We start from the raw sequence: 18,002 nt of genomic DNA, 5'->3' as shown, positions 1-18,002 counted from the left end.
CCTCGTGCGCGCGCCCTCGGCTCCCCGGTGGGCGCGGAGCTCCACGTCCGATACGGGGATGCGGCCCGGTGTCCGGTCGGGGAAGGGAGCCGGGCCGCACCGGGTGCCGGTTCAGGTCCTGGCGGCGCGTCCGCGACCGCCCAGGAGGGCACCGAGGCCGATCATGCCCAGGCCCAGCAGGAAGTGGAGCCAGTCGTCGGCCGCGTTCAGCGGGACGAAGTTCGCACCGCTGTCCTTGTCGATGATCAGACCGTAGAGCCACAGCAGCAGGTAGATCAGGCCGCCGCCGATCAGGAACGCCTTGGCGCCGGAGGCGCTGCGGGCCATCGCCAGGCCGACGATGCCGAAGGCGAGGTGCACTAGGTTGTGCAGGACGGACACCTGGAACAGGCCGAGCAGCTTGGCGTCCGAGTGGTGTCCGGCGAACCCCATGTCGCCGAAGTTCGTGGTGATCCCGGGGATGAACCCCAGGATGCCCACGAGGATGAACACCGCCGACACCACCTTGGCCGCGGTGATCAGCGGGGATCGGTGAGCCGTTCCCGCCGTGCCCTGACCCGTGTTGGCCATCGTCATCATCTCCCTGTGATCGATTACCGGCCGGTTCGAAGTACCCGCCGAACCGGGACGGAAACGGCCCGGATGACGGAACCTCAGGTGTCGGACGTTCCGGACCCCGGCGTGCCGTGGGTTCCGAGCCCTCCGGACGCGCGGGAGCGGCCCTCCCGCGACCCCTCGTACGCCGCGGGCCGCACCGTCGCCAGCCCCGGTCCCGGCTCCAGGCCGGGCAGGCTGTTGCGGTAGACGTCGAAGCCCGGGGTGGAGCGGGTGGGGGCGGGCAGCGGCGAGCGGACGGTGAGCACCGCGAAGGTCCGCCACCGTCCCAGCGGCTCGGCCGCCCGCAGGTCGAACACCAGCGGCCCCCGCTCCAGCGCCCTCCGCAGGGGGCCGGGGCTGCCGTGGACCGGACGCAGCCGGCGGCGGGGGAAGGCGGCCAGCACCATGCCCCGCCCCCCGACCCGGTAGGTCAGCAGGGTGCTGTACGGGCCGCCCAGCGCGTCGCCGCGCGGCAGCGGCAGGTGGCGCAGCACCGGCAGGCGGGAGCTGCCGGTCAGCAGCAGGTCCAGGGAGTGCCCCGGCCCGCCCGCGTCCTGCACCCGGACGGCGAGTCCCAGCCAGTCGGGCAGCGGCGGCGGCAGGCCGGCGCCCCGCGACAGCCGCACCGCGCACTCGTACCGGCCGAGCCCGTCCAGCCATGGCACGCCCCAGGGTTTTCCGGACAGCCCCGGCATCACCAGCTCGCCGGTGCAGCCGAGGCCCTCGGGGTGGAAGGCGGGGGCGCGGCGCATCCGGGCCAGCCACCGGAAGCCGGTCCGGGTGCCGAGCGCGCGCAGGGATCCCGACATCGCCCCTCCTGTTCCGTCCGGCCGTTCGTCCGGTCCCGCCGGGCCGTCCGGCCGTTCCCGCTCCCAGTTGCCGCTGCGCGGGAGACGAAACCCGCGCACACCGCGGCCGGTCGGCGCCCCGGTGCGCAACCGGCACACTCCGACACGGATCCACCGCCTTACCACCCGATCGGGCGAGGCCCCATACTGGGCGGGCCGGGGGGCGGCAGCAGGCGGGAGGGGGCGGCGGCGCGGGATGAGGGAGAGGACACTGCTCCAGGGCCGGTACCGGCTGCTGGACGTCGTCGGGCGCGGCGGCATGGGCCAGGTGTGGCGGTCGTACGACGAGTCGCTGGGCCGGACCGTCGCCGTCAAGTGCCTCAAGCCGCTGGGGCGGCAGACCGAGCCGTCCGCGGTGCGGGCGATGCGCGAGCGGTTCCGCCGCGAGGCGCGGGTCGCGGCCTCCCTCCAGCACCGCGGGGTGACCGTGGTCCACGACTTCGGCGAGCACGACGGGGTGCTCTACCTGGTGATGGAGCTGCTGGAGGGCCACAACCTCAGCCAGCTGATGGAGGCGGACGGCGGCCGGCCGCTGCCCGTGCCCGACGTCCTCGACATCACCGAGCAGGTCGCCGCGGCCCTCGCCTACACCCACGACCAGGGCATCGTGCACCGCGACCTGAAGCCCGCCAACGTGATGCGCACCGCCGACGGGACCGTGAAGATATGCGACTTCGGCGTCGCCAGACTCGGCCACGACGCCGGCTTCACCACCCGGCTCAGCGGCGCCGGCGTGGCCATGGGCACCCCCCACTACATGTCGCCGGAGCAGATAGCCGGGGCTCCCCTCGACCACCGCAGCGACCTGTACTCCCTGGGCTGCGTGCTGTACGAGATCACCACCGGGGCGCCGCCCTTCGACCGGGAGGACACCTGGGGCATCCTCGTCGGCCACCGCGAGACCGAGCCCCGGCCGCCGCGCGAGCTGCGCCCCGACCTGCCCGCCGGCCTCGACCGGCTCGTCCTCGACCTGCTGGCGAAGGACCCCGACGAGCGGCCGGAGGACGCCGCCGAGCTCCTCCGCCGCGCCGCCGGGGTACGCCGTGCCGTCTCGGGCTCCGGACCGGGCGGGTCCGCCGGGGCGCCGACCCCGCCGCGGACGGCCCGCCGGCTGCCCGCGTGGACCCGCGGGATGACCACCGGGGCCAAGGCCGTCACGGGCTGGGCCGCGCACCCGGCCTCTCCGGCCTCCCCGGGCTACCCCGGCGCCCTGGACGGCACCTGGACGGGCCCCGCCGCCGACGCGCCGCGGCCGCCGCACCCCTCACCGGAGCTGCTCGCGGTGTTCGCCAGCCGGCACAGCGCCGGGCTGAGCCTGGGCCGTCTGGGCCGCTGGGACGAGGCCGGACGGGCGCACCGCGCGGTCGCCGACGACCGCGAGCGGGTGCTGGGAGCCGACCACCCCGACACCCTCGCCAGCCGCCACGAACTGGCCCGGGCGCTGGGGCGGCTGGGCCGCTGGGAGGAGGCCCTGGAGGTCTGCCGCCGGGTCGCCCGCGCCCGTGCCCGCGTCCTGGGACCCGACCACCCCGACGCGCTGGCCAGCCGGAACGACGAGGCCCACTGCCTGGAGCGGCTCGGCCGCAGCGCCGAGGCGGCCGAGCTGTACCGCGAGGTGGCGGTGCCGGGGCGGGAGCGCGGAGGCGGCGGCTGCTGAGGGGACGGGCCGGCCGCCGGCGTGCGGGGTCACCCGTCCCGGCGTGCTGCCGTGCGGCTCGGGCGCCGTTCGGGGCGTTGGCGGGAGCGGCGGGTCCGGGCACGACGCGGCGACGGCGGCGCTCGGCGGGGGGGGCCTTCCGGCGCCGCCCGCGACCGCGCTCCGTCCGGCCGGGCACGGCCTCGGCCGCGGGGCCCGGCCGGGAGGGAGCCCTCAGTCGGACGAGGCGGTCCAGCCGTCGGCCGCGACGCGGCCCGCGTCCCTTCGGCGGGAGTCGTCGAACAGCACGTCCTCGCCGTCCTCGATCCGGATGCCGTCGACGTACGCGCCGCGTCCCGCGTAGCGGCCGTCCGTGGCGTACCGCCAGCGCAGCCGTACCGGCCGGCCGCGCAGGCCGCCCAGTTCCGCGGAGGCCCGGTGCCAGACGCGCCCCGAGTAGCCGTACACGGTGCCGTCGGCGCGCTCCACCGGCTCCCCGCCGGGCCGGACGGTGGTGAAGGGCACCGGCTGCCAGGTCGCCCCGCCGTCGCCGGACGCCTCCAGGTGCAGCACGTCCCACGCGCGTTCGGTGTCCCACCACAGCGCGAAGCGCAGCCGCGCGTCCGCGCCGCGCGGCGTCACCTCGGGCAGGGTGAGGGTGGCGGAGGCGCCGCCGGCCATCCCCGAGAACCACGCCCGGCTCCCGTGGGCGGGACGCACCGGCACGGCGCGGGCCAGGCGGGTCGCGGCGGCCACGCGCGGAGCACTGCCCGAGCGCCAGGTGCGCACCGGGTGGACGGAGTTGCCCAGCAGCACCAGGAAGGTGTCGGTGGTCGGGTCCAGCACCAGGCAGGTGCCGGTGAAACCGGTGTGCCCGGCCGAGTGCGGGGTGGCCATGGCCCCCATGAACCAGTGCTGGTACAGCTCGAAGCCCAGCCCGTGCTCGTTGCCGGGGAAGTCGGTGTTGAAGTCGTGGAAGAGCAGGTCCACCGACTCCTCCGACAGGATCCGGGCACGGCCGTACGCCCCGCCGTTGAGCAGGGTGCGGCACAGCACCGCCAGGTCCCAGGCGCAGGAGAAGACCCCGGCGTGGCCGGCCACCCCGCCGAAGGAGTGGGCGTTCTCGTCGTGGACCTCGCCGTGCACCATGCCGCGGTCCAGACCGGACCAGGGGCGGCGGGCGTCCTCGGTGGCGGCGATGCGCGGTTTCCAGGAGGCGGGCGGATTGTAGCGGGTCCACCGCATGCCCAGCGGTTCGGTGACGTCCTCGCGCAGCAGCACGTCCAGGGTCTTGCCGGTGACCTTCTCCAGCACCAGCTGGAGGGTGATCAGGTTCAGGTCGGAGTAGCGGTAGACCGTGCCGGGCGGGTCCAGGGGCTTCTCGCGCCACAGTCTCCGCAGCCGGTCGGCGCGGGTGGGCTCGGCGTACAGCGGGATCCAGGCGGCCAGCCCGGAGGTGTGGGTGAGCAGGTGCCGCAGGGTGATGCCCTCCTTGCCCTCGGCGCCGAACTCGGGCAGGTGGGCGGCGGCGGGGGCCTCCAGGTCCAGGGCGCCGCGCTCGATCTGCCGGACGGCCAGGATCGCGGTGAACAGCTTGGAGACGGAGGCGAGGTCGTAGACCGTCCCGGGGGTCGCCGGGACCTGCTGCCCGGCGGGGAGCTCGACGCCCGTGTCGGTGGTCTCGTCGTAGCCGGAGTAGCGCACCGCGTGGCCGATGGCCTCGTGGAGGGCGACCGTGCCGCCGCGTCCGGCCAGCAGCACCGCGCCCGCGTACCAGGGGTGCTCGGGGGAGGGGCCGAGGAAGGCCCGCGCCTCCTCCACCAGGAGCTCCAGGTGCTCCCCCAGCAGCCCGGCGCGCCGGGCCGGCCCCCGGCGCAGCACCGGGGCGCCGCCGGGGGCGGGGGCGTGCGGGCACCGGGCGCCGGCCCCGGCGGCGGGCGCCGAGGCCAGCACCAGGCCGCCGCCGAGCGCCAGGGCCCGCAGGCCGAGCTGCCGCCGCCCGATGCCCCGTTCCCCGGCGGCGCGTGCCGCCGGGTCCGGCTCCGGCCGTGCCGCTGAGCCCGGTGCCGAACCCCGTGCGCAATCCGTCATGCCGCGACTCCCTCGGGAAGAATCTTTCAGCTGATCAGGAAAATGCCGGAACTCTCTTCCAGAGCGTGCCACCTGTCAACCCCTGCGGCACGGCCGGAGCCGTCCCGCAGGCGGTGCGGCGCCCCGGCGCCCGCGGACGTGCCGGGGGGCCTTCCGCGCCGGGCCCGGGACGGTACGGCCGGCGGAGCGGTCAGCGGTGCACCACGCAGCCCCTCCGCTCCAGTTCGCCCACCGGTTCCGGGGCGGGACGCACGCCCGTCCAGCGCAAATCCAGCCGCTCCAGGGCGGGCAGCTCCCGCGCCACCCACGGCGGTACCGCGCGCAGCGGATTGCCGCGCAGGTCCAGGCGGCGCAGCAGGGGCAGCCCGCGCAGCACCCCCGGCACCTCCGCCAGGGCGTTGTCGCGCAGGTCCAGCTCCCGCAGTTCCCGCAGCCGGGACAGGCCGGGGGGCAGCGCGGTGAGGGCGTTGCCGCGCAGCCACAGTTCGCGCAGCGCGGTGAGCCGCCCGAGTGAGGCGGGCAGCTCGCGCAGCCGGCACCGCTGCGCCCGCAGTTCGACCAGGCGGACCAGCCCGCCGATCTCCTCCGGCAGCGCCTCCACCGGATTGTCGCCGACGTTGAGGTAGGTCAAGCGGTGCAGTCGTCCCAGCGAACGGGGCAGCGCGGTGAGCCGGTTGTCGTGCAGGTACAGGCAGCGGCTCAGGGCGGTCAGCTCCCCGATCTCCTCCGGCAGCGCGGTGAGGGCGTTGTGGCCCAGGTCGAGGGTGTGCAGCCGCCGCAGCCGGCCGATGTCCGGCGGGATCGAGGTGAGGCCGTTCCCGGCGAGGATCAGCACGCGCAGGTCCTCGCGCCGCCACACCGCGTCGGGGACGCGTTCCAGGCCCGCCCGCCACAGGTTCGCCGCGGGCTCCGCGGCTTCGGTGTCCATGACGGCGCACCGTACCGTCCGCGTCCGCGCCCGGTCCGGTGCCCGGCGGCCCGTCAGCCGGCCTCCACCGGGACCGGCAGGCCGGCCCACGGCCGGCGGCGCCCGCCGCTGACGGCGGCGACCCCGGCGTCGTCGTAGCGCCGGCTCTCCAGAGACCAGTCGAGGTTGCCGCGCATCACGTTGCGCATGCCGTCCACGTAGTCCGCCACCTGCGCCCGCACGGCCCCGGGCGTCCCGGTGCCCTCCAGCCGGGCGGACAGGAGCGCGGCGTGCTCCAGGAAGCGCGCGACCCGTCCGTTGGCGGCGGCGCACACCTCCGGCACGCACTCCCGGACGGAGCGGCCCGTGCCGCGGGCCAGGAGGATGACGGCGTTGTTCACGTCGCCGACGGCCAGTTCCTTGTCCAGCGAGACGATGTCGTTGACGAAGATCGCCACCTCGTCGGTGATCCGCCGCATCTCCCGCAGCGGGAAGCCCTCGTGCAGCTCCCGCGGCAGGGTGTACCGGCCGAAGCGCTCGGCCAGGTCCAGGCAGGGCTGGATGCCGATGGAGTGCCGCCTGGCCGCCAGGTACTCGTCGATGCCGGGCAGGGCGTCCCCGGAGCGGTTCAGCGCCTCGCGGTGATGGGCGAGCAGGTAGCCGTGCCAGTGCTCCCGGAAGCGGTGCCGCCACAGCGGGCCCATCCCGTCGTTGACGCGGCGCCACAGGTCGCGGAAGCCCTCCACCAGCGGGCCCGCTTCCGCGCCGGCGGAGGGGGCGTCCCCGTCCATGACCCGCACCAGGGAGTCCAGCAGGCGGGCGACGGCGTCCGGCCGCTGCCCCAGCTCCCCGTCGAACTGGTCGTCGAAGACGAAGAACCAGCCGTTGACGTCGGTGGCCAGGGCCAGGTCCTCGCCCCGGGCGCGGGGGTAGAAGCGGGCCATGGCCCGCTCCAGCCGCAGGGCGTCGTACTCCCGGAGGTCGGAGCCGTCCCGGAGCAGACCGAAGTCGCGGAGCCAGCACAGGGTGTGCAGCCGGGCCTCCTCGACGTCGGAGCTGATCGCGCCGGCGAAGGGTATCTCCAGCAGCGCCGTCCGGTGGGCGAGCGGGCTGCGGGGAGCGGGTCCCTCTGGAGTGGTGGTGTGCGGCATGGAGCGGAGCCTCCCTCGGCGAGCGATGGCATGCTGGGGGCGGGGTGCCTGACGCATATTCAAGTCACCTTTGGCCACCGGGGGTTGCCGGTCAAGGGAGAGGACCGTTTCCCCACCCCGGCGTGCGCGGGAGGCGCGGGACGGCGTGCAGGCCCGTGAGCTGAGGTGATGTTCTTCTCGGCGGGAAATCGCCCCAGGGAGCCACAGCCGGTTCGCGCTGGCGTACGCTCGGCGGCAACTGCCAGTGGAACAGCGGCGCGGCAACCGATGCGGCGGACGAAGAGCAGGGGCGAATGCACCGGGCGATGTTCGAGCGGGAGTCCGAACTCAGGGCACTGGACGGAGCGTTGGCGGAACTGGCCGCGGGCACCGGGAGCCTGCTGGCCTTCGCCGGGCCCGCGGGGCTCGGCAAGACCTCCCTCCTGGCCGAGGTGCGCAGGCGCGCGGCGGCCCGCGGCTACACGGTGCTGTCGGCCCGGGGCGGCGAGCAGGAGCAGGAGCTGCCCTTCCACACCGTCCGCCAGCTCGTCCAGCCCCTCCTCGCCGCGGTCGGCGAGGAGGAGCACCGCCGGCTGCTGGGCGGCTGGTACGACATCGTGGCCCCGGCCGTCGGCCTGGTGGCCCCCGGAGGGGGCGGCTCGCCCGATCCCCAGGGCGTCCGCGACGGGCTCGACTGGGTGGTCACGCGCTTCGCCGTGCGCAACCGCCCCGTGGTGGTGCTCCTCGACGACGCCCACTGGATCGACGCCGAGTCCCTCGCCTGGCTGACCTCCTTCGCGCCCCGCGTCGAGGAGCTGCCGATGCTGATGGCCGTCGCCTACCGGCCCGACGAGCGCTCCCACCGCACCACCCCCTTCCAGGCGCTCGCCACCCGGCACGGTTCGCGCCCCTTCGAGCTGGTGGCCCTCACTCCGCAGGCGGTCGCCCGGCTGGTGCGCGGCACCCTCGGCGAGGACGCGGACGACGCGTTCTGCCACGAGTGCTGGACGGTCACCTGCGGCAACCCCTTCGAGGTCGTCGAGTTGACCGCCAAGGTCGCCGACCGCCGCCTCGAGCCCCGGCACGAGAACATCGCCGAACTGCGCGACCTGGCCACCACCGTCCGGGGCAGCGGCCTGGTCGAGCGCCTGGACCGCCTGGGCCCCTGCGCCGTGCGGCTGGCCTGGGCCGCGGCGGTCCTGGGCACCGAGACGTCGCCGGCCCTGGCCGCGGACGTCGCCGGCCTGGGTCCCGAGGAGGCCGCCGAGGCCCGCGCCCGGCTGCACGCGGCCCGCATCCTGGCCGGCGGGACGGAGGAGGGCGAGCCGCTGCGGTTCTTCCACCCGCTGATAGCCTCCGCCGTCCACCGGGCCGTCCCGGCCGCCCTGCGCGTCGCCCTCCACGGCCAGGCGGCGGCGGTCGTCGCCGAGGCGGGGCACGGCGCCGCGGCCGCCGCCCGCCACCTGCTGGAGGTGCACCCCGACGGTGACCCGCGGGTCGTCGCCACCCTGCGCGAGGCCGCCGCCGAGCACCTGCGCGCCGGAGCCCCCGAAGCGGCGCAGCGCTGCCTGGAGCGTGCCCTGCGCGAGCCGCCCGGACCGGGCGAACGGGCGCGCGTCCTGTTCGAACTGGGCCGCTCGGGCCTGCTCATCCGGCCCGCCGCCACGGTCGGTCACCTGCGCGCCGCCCTGGAGGAGCCCGGACTGGAACCGGAGCTGCGCGAGGCCGTCACCTGCCGGCTGGCCCAGGCCCTGGGCCACAGCGGCCGGATGGCGGAGGCCGCCGCCCTCGTCGCCGAGGAGGCGCGGCGGGCCACCAGTGCCCGCACCCGGCTGCGGATGCTGGCCGAGCAGTTCATGTGGAACGCCTTCCGCGCCGACGAGCCCGATTCGCCCGCCCGCTCGCGCCGCCTGGCCAGGATCGCCGGCCACCTGTCCGGCCGCGGCATGGCCGAGCGGTACATCCTCGCCCTGCGCGCCTGGGACGCGGTGGTGCGCGGCGAGCCGGCGGCCACCGCCCTGTACTTCGCCGACGAGGCTCTGGGCTCCGGTCTGAGCTGGACGGACGAGGACTGGGGCTTCGAGGTGCCCGTCATGGCCGCCCTGACGTTCCTCTACTGCGACCAGCCCGGACGGGCCGAGGCCGTCTTCGCCGAGGGCATCGCCGAGTGCGAGCGCAAGGGCTGGCGCGGCTCCCACCTGGCCTTCGGCTTCACCCTCCTGGGCTACATCCGCTACCGCCGCGGCCGGCTGGCCGAAGCCGAGGGCCTGGTGCGCGAGGGGCTGCGGATCGCCGACCGGGTGGGGTCCGGCGCCCCCGCGCAGCTCGCCGCGATCGGCACCCTGGTGCAGACCCTGCTGGCGCGCGGACGCCCCGGGGAGGCCCTGGAGGTCGCCGAGCGCTACCGGTACGGCACCGCCGTCCCCGGCGCCGTCGTCTACCCCGACGCCCAGGCCGTCCACGGGGAGTTGCTGCTGGCCTGCGGCCGCAGGCGGGACGCGGAGCACGAACTGGCCGGCGCCGGCCGGCGTCTGGACCGGCGCGGCATGCGCAACCCCTCCTGGTGCCCCTGGCAGCAGCACCTCGCGCTCGCGGTCGCGGAGGACGCCCCGCAGCGGGCGGCGGACCTGGCGGCGCAGTCGGTGGCGCGCGCCCGCCAGTTCGGCGCCGCCTCCGCGGTGGGCCAGGCGCTGCGGTGCGCCGCCGAGACCGCCGCCGGCGCGGACCGGACGGAGCTGCTGCGGGAGGCCGTCGACCACCTGGAGCGTTCCCCGGCCGCCTACGAACTGGCCCGCGCGCTGGTCGACCACGGTGCCGCGCTGCGCCGTGCCGGACTGCCGCAGGAGGCCGCCGACCAGCTCTACCGGGGTCTGGAGACGGCCGTGCACTGCGGCGCCGACGCACTGGCCGCGCGGGCGCGCGAGGAGCTGACCGCCGCCGGACTGCGCCCCCTGGAGCTGCGGTACGCCCAGAACGAGGCCCTGACCGGCCGCGAGCGCACCGCCGCCGAGCACGTCGCACGCGGTCTGGCCGACGAGGAGGTCGCCCGGGAGATGCGCGTGCCGGGGCAGGCCGTGACCCGGCTGCTGTCCACGGTCTACCGCAAGCTCGGCACCGACCGGTCCGGTCTGGCCAGGGCCCTGGGGCAGGGGTAGGGGACGGGACGGGCCGGCGGCGCCGGGGACGGGCCCGGGGCGGGCACGGCAGGGCGCGGATGCCCACCCGCGCGCCGGGGCGGGCCCCGTACCATGGCCGCATGTCCTTTCTCCGCCGCCGCAGCGCCCCCACCCCCGCCGGACCCGACTTCGACGTGCTGGCCATGGACCCGGGCGACTGGCCGGGCAACCTCGGGGCCGGACTGCTGCCCGCGCCGGACGGCAGCTGCCAGGGCGTCTTCCTGCGCTACGACCTGTTCGGCGGCCGCGGACCGGCGATGATCATCGGCAACCTCCCGGAGGGCTCACCGGCCCGCGAGACCGCCGAGGGCCAGGTGCCCTTCGAGGTGGCGCAGCTCATGGCGGCCCTGGAGAACGACGAGGAGGTCACCGTCACCGGGACGGAGGAGAGCCCGGTGATGCTGGAGGACAACCTCCTCATCGTGCGGCGGATCATCTGCTCCGAGACCAGGATCTCCTGCGTCCAGTTCGACCGCAGCGACGGCGTGCTGGTCACCATCGCCAGCTGGGACCGGCCGATCACCGAGGACCTGTACCAGCTGCTGAAGCCGCTGCCCGCGGAGATGTTCCAGCGCTAGGCGCACCCGCGCCCCGGCCCCGGCACGGCGCCGCCGTGCCGGGGCCGGGGCGCGGCCGGTGTCAGCCCGCCCGGCGCACCGTGACGTCGGCGGCCCTGACGAACGCCACCCGGTGCCCGAGCTGGATCTGGTAGTACTCCTCCTCGCCCCGCACCACCACGTGGTGCGCGGGGTCGAAGGTCTTGGCGTGGTAGTACTCGCCCTTCGTCCGCAGCCCCAGCGCGTACGCCTGGCCCGCCCCCACCGCGTACGGCAGCGGCGAGATCGCCTGCGCCGGGACGCCCTCGGGATAGGCGGACGCCTCCGGGTAGGCGCGGCCGTAGACGGGCACCGGTGCGACGCCCTCCCGCGGAGTGACCACCCAGCCGCGGGAGCCGACCGCGGTCGGCCCGTCGGCGGGGTTGTGGAACCACGCCTTCTGGCCGAGGTACCAGATCGCCGTCCACGCGCCCCGGCGCTCGGCCACCGCGTACTGCTGGCCGGTCGTGGCGCGGGCGCCGGTGTCGTTGACGCCGGTGGTGGAGTCACCGCCGCCCGGCCGCAGCCCGGCGTCCCTCACCAGCGGTGCGTCGGGGCTCGGTTCGGTGTGCAGCCGCACCGCGCTCGACCCGTGCGGCGGGCAGGGCAGGCCGGAGGTGTCGCAGCGGGTGTAGACCGGCTTGTGCTCGTCGTAGTCGGGCCGGATGGTCACCAGCTCCGAGTCCGGGCCGGCCGTGGGGTGGAAGGGCGCGCCCAGCAGCGTGAAGTAGTGCCGCCAGTCCCAGTACGGGCCGGGGTCGGTGTGCATCCCGGGGACGGCGGCCGCCGTCACGCCCGGCACGTTGTCGTGCCCGAGGATGTGCTGCCGGTCCAGCGGGATGCCGTACCTGTGGGCCAGGTGCCTCACCAGCCGCGCCGAGGTGCGGTACATCGCCTCCGTGTACCAGGCGTCGGGCGCGGTCAGGAAGCCCTCGTGCTCCAGGCCGATCGACTTGGCGTTGACGTACCAGTTGCCCGCGTGCCAGCCCACGTCCTTCAGCGGGACGTGCTGGGCGATGTGGCCGTCGGAGGAGCGCAGGGAGTAGTGCCAGGAGACGTACCGGGGGTTCTGCACCAGCTTCAGCGTGGTGTCCCAGGTCGCCTCGGTGTCGTGGACCACGATGTAGTCGATCCGCTGCGACTCGGGGCGGTCCGCCCTGTCGTGGTTGCCGTAGTTCGGCGAGCCGTCGGGGTCGGAGTACTCCTCGTACGGCGCCGGGATCCACGCGCACGAGACGGACCTCGGGCACTCCACGCGTCCGTCGCGCCCGGAGGCCGGGGTCCGCGAGTCGGGTCCGGTCGGCTGCGAGGTGTCCGGGGCCAGGTCCGGAACGCCCTCCAGCACCACGACCTGCCCGGAGTCCGTGGTGCGCCGCCCGCCTTCGCGGATCACGGCGAAGACCTCGTCGGCGAAGACCTCCGCGGCGCCGGCGTCGGAGGAGCCCGGATAGCGGGCCACGGCTCCGTACCACTCGGCGGGATCGTCGCTCGGCGGCAGCCCGAGCTCCTTCTGCGCGGCGGCCAGCAGGGCCGCGCCGCCCTCGATGTTGGCCGCCGGGTCGGTGCGCAGTTCCTCCTCGCCCAGCCCGGTCAGCTCGGCGGCCCGTTCCAGGGTGCGCAGCCGCCCGGGCAGCTCCTTGGGGTCGGGGAGTTCGACGTGCACCTCCCTGGTTCCGCGGGCGGTGTCGCCGCGCGGGTCCTCCGCGCCGTGGCCGTGGTGCGGCCGCTCCCGGGCCAGGGCGGTGCGCAGGTCGGTCAGGTGCATCGGACCGTAGCCGCCCGCGACGCTGGGCGCGCCGCGGTGGCCGTCCCAGCGGGACTGGAGGTAGGACACGCCCAGCAGGATGCTCTCGGGCACCCCGTGGCGGTCGGCGGCACGGGCGAACGCCCGCTGGAGCGAGACGGGGTCGGACTCCCCGGCACCGGCCGGCGGACCCGCCGGGAGGAGGGCCAGCAGCAGGGCGGCGGCTCCGGCGGCGGTGAGCGTGCGCAGCGGGCGCCGGAGGCCCGCCCCCCGGCGGGACGGGCGGGCGGGGCCGTGCGGTGCGCGCGGGGAGCGGGACGGTCGGGGCGGTGGGCCGGTGGGGACGGGAGTCGGCAAGACGGCCTCCAGGGGGGAGTTCCCGCGGTGGCGCGGGAGGGACTGCCCCACAGGGGTACCGGCCGCCCGACGATCCGTCAACGACGCGCGGGGAGCAAGTACTCGCACGTCAGAGCCGTCTTCGCGGGCTTTCCCCCGGACGGCCCCCCGGCCTGGGGCGCGTCACAGGTCCAGCCCGGTGGCGCCTCCGCGGCCCACCGGGGCACCACGGCGCCGGGTGGGCCGCGGAGGCCGGGCGGAGCGGCGGATCAGCGGGTGCCGACCGCCGCCCGCACCGCCCGCCGGGCCATCGCGCAGTCCTCGTGCAGCCGGCGCAGCAGCAGCCGCTGCTCCTCACCGGTGCTCATCCGGCCCGCCCGGTCGGCACAGGCGGCGGCCGGGCCCGGGTCCCGCATGGTGTGCTGCACGGCCGTCTCGCAGGCCCGGATCTCACGGGTGAGGACGAGCATCAGGTTCACCAGGAAGGCGTCCCGCGCGTCGCGCCCGGAGGACTGGGCCGACTGGCTGATCCGGCGGCGGGCCGCCGGGCTGTCGCCGAGCACCGACCACAAGGTGGCGAGGTCGTAGCCGGGCAGGTACCAGCCCGCGTGCTCCCAGTCGACCAGCACCGGGCCGGCCGGGGAGAGCAGCACGTTGGTGAGCAGGGCGTCGCCGTGGCAGAACTGGCCCCGGCCGCCGCGCGCCAGACCGCGCAGCAGCTTCCCCAGGTCGTCCGTGTCACGGTCGGTCAGCAGCCCCAGCTCGTGGTAGCGCGCGATCCGCCGGCCGTAGTCGAGCGGGGCCTCGAACACCCCGGCGGGCGGTTGCCAGGCGTTCAGCCTGCCGATCGCGCCCAGCACGGCGCCCAGGTCGGCGGGGGCGGGGGGATCCAGCGGATGGCGCTGGAGGGCGGCGGGCCGGCCGGGCGCCCGCTCGGCGACCAGGGTGCAGCGGTCCGGGTCCGCGGCGATGAGCCGGGGCACCCGCACCGGCGGCCGGTTGCGCACGAAGGCGCGGTAGACCGCTATCTCGTGCCGGAACCGCTCGGCCTGCGCGGGGGAGTGGTCCAGCAGGCACTTGGCCACCGCCGGGGAGCGGCCGACGGTGCCGAGCAGGATGACCGAGCGCCCGCCCCTGCGCATCACCTGCACCGGCTGGAACTCCGGGCAGATCCGGTGGACCGCGGCGACGGCCGCGCGCAGCCGGGCGCCCTGCGGACCGGACAGGTCCAGCCTCCCGCCGGCCGGCGGGGGGACGGCGCCGTACGGCCTGCGCGGCCGCGGCAGACCGCCGGCCACGGGCGCGGCGCGCATCGGGTCGGTGCGGACGGTGGCGTGCTGCTGCCGAGGACGCGGCCGGGCCGGGGCTGACACGGGGGACGGTGTTGGATTCATGGACGAGCCGGATCCCTTCGTGCGCCGACAGGTTGCCGCACCACCCGGCCGACCGGAGCCGCACCGCACCCTGGGGAATGCGGCGGACCCACGACCGGACGGGGTGGCGCGGTTCTACAGCACACCCGTGCACGGGTGGCCCGCCATCTGGCGGACCCTGGCGAACCCTGGCGAATGGCCTCGGCCCCCTCGCGCGGGTCCCGGCGGGGGCTACTGTCAACCCAGCCGAGATCCTGGGGGCTTGACGTGACCAAGGGACCCAACACCCGCCTTGCGGACCTGTTCGGCCTCACCGGCTGGTCCAAGGGCGAACTCGCCCGGCGCGTGAACCGGCGGGCGGCGGCCATGGGGCATCCGCAGCTGGCGACCGACACCTCCCGGGTGCGGCGCTGGATCGACATGGGGGAGACCCCGCGCGACCCGGTGCCCAAGGTACTGGCGACCCTGTTCACCGAGCGACTCGGCCGTGTCGTGACCATCGAGGACCTCGGGTTCGGACGATCGGGGCAGGCGGGAAGACGCCAAGCCGTCCACGGGCTGCCGTGGGCACCCGAGCAGACCGCCGCGGTCCTCACCGAATTCACGGGAATGGACCTCATGCTCAACCGACGCGGCTTGGTGGGCGCGGGCGCCGCGCTCACCGCAGGATCGGCGCTCAGCAGCGCCATGGACGAATGGCTCCGGACCGATCCCTCCCCGCTTCCGCGGGCCCACCGGCCCGGCGGGCCCGCCACCGCCGATCCCGTCTCCCTCGACCGCTACGAGGCGGTGCCCGTCGGCACCCAGGAGGTCGGGGCCCTGGAACACTCCGTGGAGGTCTTCCGCGCCTGGGACGCGGCCCGCGGCGGCGGTCTGCAGCGCAAGGCCGTGGTGGGCCAGCTCAACGAGGTGGGCGGCATGCTCGCCTACCGCCACCCGCCGCACATCCAGCGGCGGCTGTGGGGAGTGGCGGCCAACCTGTCGGTGCTCGCCGGCTGGATGTCCCACGACGTCGGCCTGGAGCCCACCGCGCAGAAGTACTTCGTCATCGCCGCGCACGCCGCCCGCGAGGGCGGCGACCGGCCGCGCGCGGGGGAGGCCCTGTCCCGGGCCGCGCGCCAGATGGTGCACCTGGGGCGGCCCGACGAGGCCCTGGACCTGATGAAGCTGGCGGAGTCGGGCTGCGGCGACGAGGCCCTGCCGCGCACCCGTGCGATGCTCCGCACCATCGAGGCGTGGGCCCAGGCCTCGATGGGGCGCGGCCAGGCGATGCGCCGCACCCTCGGCGAGGCGGAGGAGCTGTTCGTCTCCGACCGGGGCGACGTCCCGCCGCCCAGCTGGATGCAGATGTTCGACGAGGCGGACCTGCACGGCATGCAGGCCCTGGCCTACCGCACCCTCGCCGAGCACGACCCGTCGGCGGCCAGGACCGCGGAGAGGCACGCCAAGGAGGCGCTGAGGCTGCGGGGGAGCGGCCGCGAGCGGTCGAAGATCTTCGACTACATCTCGCTCGCCTCCGCCTGCTTCATCGCCGACGACCCCGAGCAGGCCGACCGCTACGCGCGGCTGGCGCTGGTCTCCATCGGCAGCACCTCCTCGCACCGCACCTGGGACCGGCTGCGGGAGATGTACCGGCTCACCGCGCGGTACGCCGGGTACTCCGGGATCGGCGACCTGCGCGAGGAGATCGAGCTCGCCCTGCCCGCGGCCCCGAAGCGGCCCCGGGACGGCGCGCCGGTCCCCGCGCCCCGGTGGGGCGGGACCGCGACGCTCTGAGGGACGCCCGGCTGCCGCCCCCGGGCGGGCGCGGTCCGGGCGGGAGCGGGGGGAAGCGGCGGAGGGGCGGGCTCCGCTCCGCCGCGGTCCTCCCCGGTCCCGCCCGGTCCCGCGCGGGGCGGCGCGGAACCGGACTCCCCGGTATCCTTCGGCGGCCAGGGAGCCGCTTCCCGCCGGAACACCGAGGACGCCGGGGAACCACGGGACGAACAGGAGGAGAACCCGCGGCGGCCGGCGACGGACGCCGGAAGCGGAAATCCCGTTGCCAGTCCCACACCCCGCACCGGATGCTGACCCTATGTTCGCCGATTCCGTCGATTCCGACATAGCGCCCAGCGGTACGCTGCTCGGCCTCCTCCAGAGGGGCCGCGGCGACGGCACGCTGTACGCTCTCGCGGCCCCGCGTGCCGAGGCACTCGCCGCGCTGAGCCACTGTCTGCGCTGTGACCCCCGGCGTGACTGGCAGATCGAGCACCGCTCCCTGTACTACGCACGCCTCCACAGGGACCTGGACGCCGGACTCGGCGCCATCGAGGAGCACCTGTTCGACCCCGCCGACCTCGTCGACACCGCCGAGGAGCGCACCGGACTCGCCCTCTCCGTCCTCGGCCACCTCGCCTCCTACGGCGACCGCGGCGCGCTGCTGCTGCTGCGCCGCTACGCCGAGCGCGGCGCCAACTGGCGGTGGGCCCTGGACGAGCTGGCCGTCCGCGACGACGACGCCGGACTGCGCGCCCTGGGCCCCGCCGTGCTGGCGCGCTTCCCCGAGACCCCCGAAGGCGACGCGGAGCTGGCCGAGGCGGTCCGCGACGCCTACGAACCGCGGCCCTGGCGGCTGTGGAGCGAGGACCCGGACCGCCCCGGACAGGCGGAACGCATCGGGCGCGCCCGCGAGGCGGGTTCCTTCGACCGCTGGCGCCGCCAGATGCGCCCCACCGGACCGCGCCCCGGCTGGAGCGTCCGGGAGGTCCTCCGCTGGGCCCAGGACGACGGCCCGTTCCCGTCCGGCCCCCCGCCCCGCGACCCGCTGCGGCGCGAGGCCGCCGCCGCCCGCTGCCTGGCCGCCGTCGCCGGCCCCGACGACCGTCCCGAACTGCTCGCCGCGGCCCGGAGCGGCCCCGCCGCCGCCCGCGCCGTCGCCCTGCGCCACCTCGCCGAGCGCGGCGACCCGGCCGCCCTGGACCTGATCGAGGCCGCCGCGACCGAGCCCGCGGACCCCGTGGAGGACCCGCACGCGGCCGTCGCCCGGTCCGCGCTGGCCGCCTTCTCCCGGATGCGCGGAGCCGCCGCCCTGGAGCGGGCCCGCCGGTGGGCGCGGCGCGAGGACGCGCTCGGGAGCGCGGCCGCCGAGCTGCTCGCCTGCCACGGCGGACCGGAGGACGCCGACGCGGTGCTGGCCGCGCTGCGCCGCACCGTCCGCACCGCGGGACCGGACGCCGCCGCCCTGCGCCCGCTGGTGGACGGCACCGGCAGGCTGGCCGTGCACTGCGCCGCGCCCGTGCTGCGGCACGTCTACCGGGAGACGGCCTCCTCCCAGCTGCGCGGGCTCACGGCCCGCGCCCTGGCCGCCACCGACCCCTCCTTCGCGGCGGGCTTCGCCGTCGAGTGCCTGTGGGACTGCGAGGAGTCCACCCGCGAACTCGCCGCCCGCCACGCCGCGACGGGCGACAGCCGGGTCGTCGAGCGCCTGCGGCGGCTCGCCGCCGACCCGGCCGAGGAGGAGGGCGTGCAGAGCGCCGTGCGGGGCCGGCTGGGCCCCGGCGGCTCCGCCGCCCGCCGCGTCGGCTGACGC

General features: G+C 76.4%; 12 protein-coding genes. 5 read left to right on the top strand and 7 right to left on the bottom strand.

Annotated features, from left to right (window positions below):
* Positions 1 to 111 precede the first annotated feature (111 nt).
* Together ACFSJS_RS08165 and ACFSJS_RS08160 are read right to left on the bottom strand one after the other, a co-directional pair.
* Positions 112 to 570 carry a DUF4383 domain-containing protein gene (locus ACFSJS_RS08165; RefSeq protein WP_380898397.1) on the bottom strand — a complete coding sequence of 153 codons (459 nt, stop codon included), beginning with the start codon at positions 568 to 570 and terminating at the stop codon, positions 112 to 114.
* An 83-nt stretch (positions 571 to 653) separates the two neighbouring features.
* Complete coding sequence (locus ACFSJS_RS08160; protein ID WP_380898394.1) at positions 654 to 1,406, bottom strand: phosphodiesterase; 753 nt, start codon at positions 1,404 to 1,406, stop codon at positions 654 to 656.
* A 235-nt stretch (positions 1,407 to 1,641) separates the two neighbouring features.
* Here ACFSJS_RS08160 and ACFSJS_RS08155 point away from each other — a divergent pair, with 235 nt between their 5' ends.
* Entirely contained in the window at positions 1,642 to 3,102 is a 1,461-nt protein-coding gene (locus tag ACFSJS_RS08155; RefSeq protein WP_380898392.1) for a serine/threonine-protein kinase, read from the top strand.
* Between the two features lie 213 nt (positions 3,103 to 3,315).
* Here ACFSJS_RS08155 and ACFSJS_RS08150 read toward each other — a convergent pair whose 3' ends face one another.
* From ACFSJS_RS08150 to ACFSJS_RS08140, 3 genes are all read right to left on the bottom strand, one after another.
* A complete protein-coding gene (locus ACFSJS_RS08150; protein WP_380898390.1) occupies positions 3,316 to 5,172 on the bottom strand; it encodes a serine hydrolase in 1,857 nt (618 codons plus the stop codon).
* A 190-nt stretch (positions 5,173 to 5,362) separates the two neighbouring features.
* On the bottom strand, positions 5,363 to 6,100 hold the full coding sequence (locus tag ACFSJS_RS08145) for a leucine-rich repeat domain-containing protein (protein ID WP_380898387.1): 738 nt from the start codon (positions 6,098 to 6,100) through the stop codon (positions 5,363 to 5,365).
* Between the two features lie 53 nt (positions 6,101 to 6,153).
* On the bottom strand, positions 6,154 to 7,230 hold the full coding sequence (locus tag ACFSJS_RS08140) for an isoafricanol synthase (protein ID WP_380898385.1): 1,077 nt from the start codon (positions 7,228 to 7,230) through the stop codon (positions 6,154 to 6,156).
* Positions 7,231 to 7,523: 293 nt separating this feature from the next.
* On the opposite strand from ACFSJS_RS08140, the gene ACFSJS_RS08135 reads away from it, so the two are divergent.
* Positions 7,524 to 10,364, top strand: coding sequence for an ATP-binding protein (locus ACFSJS_RS08135; RefSeq protein WP_380898383.1), 2,841 nt, complete (start codon positions 7,524 to 7,526; stop codon positions 10,362 to 10,364).
* Positions 10,365 to 10,465: 101 nt separating this feature from the next.
* Positions 10,466 to 10,963 carry a glycosyltransferase family protein gene (locus tag ACFSJS_RS08130; protein ID WP_380898381.1) on the top strand — a complete coding sequence of 166 codons (498 nt, stop codon included), beginning with the start codon at positions 10,466 to 10,468 and terminating at the stop codon, positions 10,961 to 10,963.
* 61 nt (positions 10,964 to 11,024) lie between these two features.
* Here ACFSJS_RS08130 and ACFSJS_RS08125 read toward each other — a convergent pair whose 3' ends face one another.
* Together ACFSJS_RS08125 and ACFSJS_RS08120 are read right to left on the bottom strand one after the other, a co-directional pair.
* Entirely contained in the window at positions 11,025 to 13,082 is a 2,058-nt protein-coding gene (locus tag ACFSJS_RS08125) for an N-acetylmuramoyl-L-alanine amidase (protein WP_380898379.1), read from the bottom strand.
* Positions 13,083 to 13,330: 248 nt separating this feature from the next.
* Positions 13,331 to 14,455, bottom strand: coding sequence for an aminoglycoside phosphotransferase family protein (locus ACFSJS_RS08120; RefSeq protein WP_380898377.1), 1,125 nt, complete (start codon positions 14,453 to 14,455; stop codon positions 13,331 to 13,333).
* 246 nt (positions 14,456 to 14,701) lie between these two features.
* Between ACFSJS_RS08120 and ACFSJS_RS08115 the strand changes: the two genes are divergently transcribed.
* Complete coding sequence (locus tag ACFSJS_RS08115; protein WP_380898374.1) at positions 14,702 to 16,210, top strand: DNA-binding protein NsdB; 1,509 nt, start codon at positions 14,702 to 14,704, stop codon at positions 16,208 to 16,210.
* 298 nt (positions 16,211 to 16,508) lie between these two features.
* The gene (locus ACFSJS_RS08110; protein ID WP_380898372.1) at positions 16,509 to 17,999 is read left to right on the top strand and encodes a HEAT repeat domain-containing protein; all 1,491 of its coding nucleotides are present in this window, start codon (positions 16,509 to 16,511) and stop codon (positions 17,997 to 17,999) included.
* Positions 18,000 to 18,002 lie beyond the last annotated feature (3 nt).

It is taken from the genome of Streptomyces desertarenae (genome assembly GCF_042681365.1).
GTDB classification, from domain to species: domain Bacteria; phylum Actinomycetota; class Actinomycetes; order Streptomycetales; family Streptomycetaceae; genus Streptomyces; species Streptomyces desertarenae.
This window is presented reverse-complemented; position numbering and strand designations above follow the sequence as displayed.

Coding starts and splice junctions, on each gene's coding strand:
- ACFSJS_RS08145 (WP_380898387.1), bottom strand. CDS start 6,100: ATGGACACCGAAGCCGCGGAGCCCGCGGCGAACCTGTGGCGGGCGGGC.
- ACFSJS_RS08140 (WP_380898385.1), bottom strand. CDS start 7,230: ATGCCGCACACCACCACTCCAGAGGGACCCGCTCCCCGCAGCCCGCTC.
- ACFSJS_RS08150 (WP_380898390.1), bottom strand. CDS start 5,172: ATGACGGATTGCGCACGGGGTTCGGCACCGGGCTCAGCGGCACGGCCG.
- ACFSJS_RS08135 (WP_380898383.1), top strand. CDS start 7,524: ATGCACCGGGCGATGTTCGAGCGGGAGTCCGAACTCAGGGCACTGGAC.
- ACFSJS_RS08165 (WP_380898397.1), bottom strand. CDS start 570: ATGGCCAACACGGGTCAGGGCACGGCGGGAACGGCTCACCGATCCCCG.
- ACFSJS_RS08120 (WP_380898377.1), bottom strand. CDS start 14,455: ATGAATCCAACACCGTCCCCCGTGTCAGCCCCGGCCCGGCCGCGTCCT.
- ACFSJS_RS08160 (WP_380898394.1), bottom strand. CDS start 1,406: ATGTCGGGATCCCTGCGCGCGCTCGGCACCCGGACCGGCTTCCGGTGG.
- ACFSJS_RS08110 (WP_380898372.1), top strand. CDS start 16,509: ATGTTCGCCGATTCCGTCGATTCCGACATAGCGCCCAGCGGTACGCTG.
- ACFSJS_RS08155 (WP_380898392.1), top strand. CDS start 1,642: ATGAGGGAGAGGACACTGCTCCAGGGCCGGTACCGGCTGCTGGACGTC.
- ACFSJS_RS08130 (WP_380898381.1), top strand. CDS start 10,466: ATGTCCTTTCTCCGCCGCCGCAGCGCCCCCACCCCCGCCGGACCCGAC.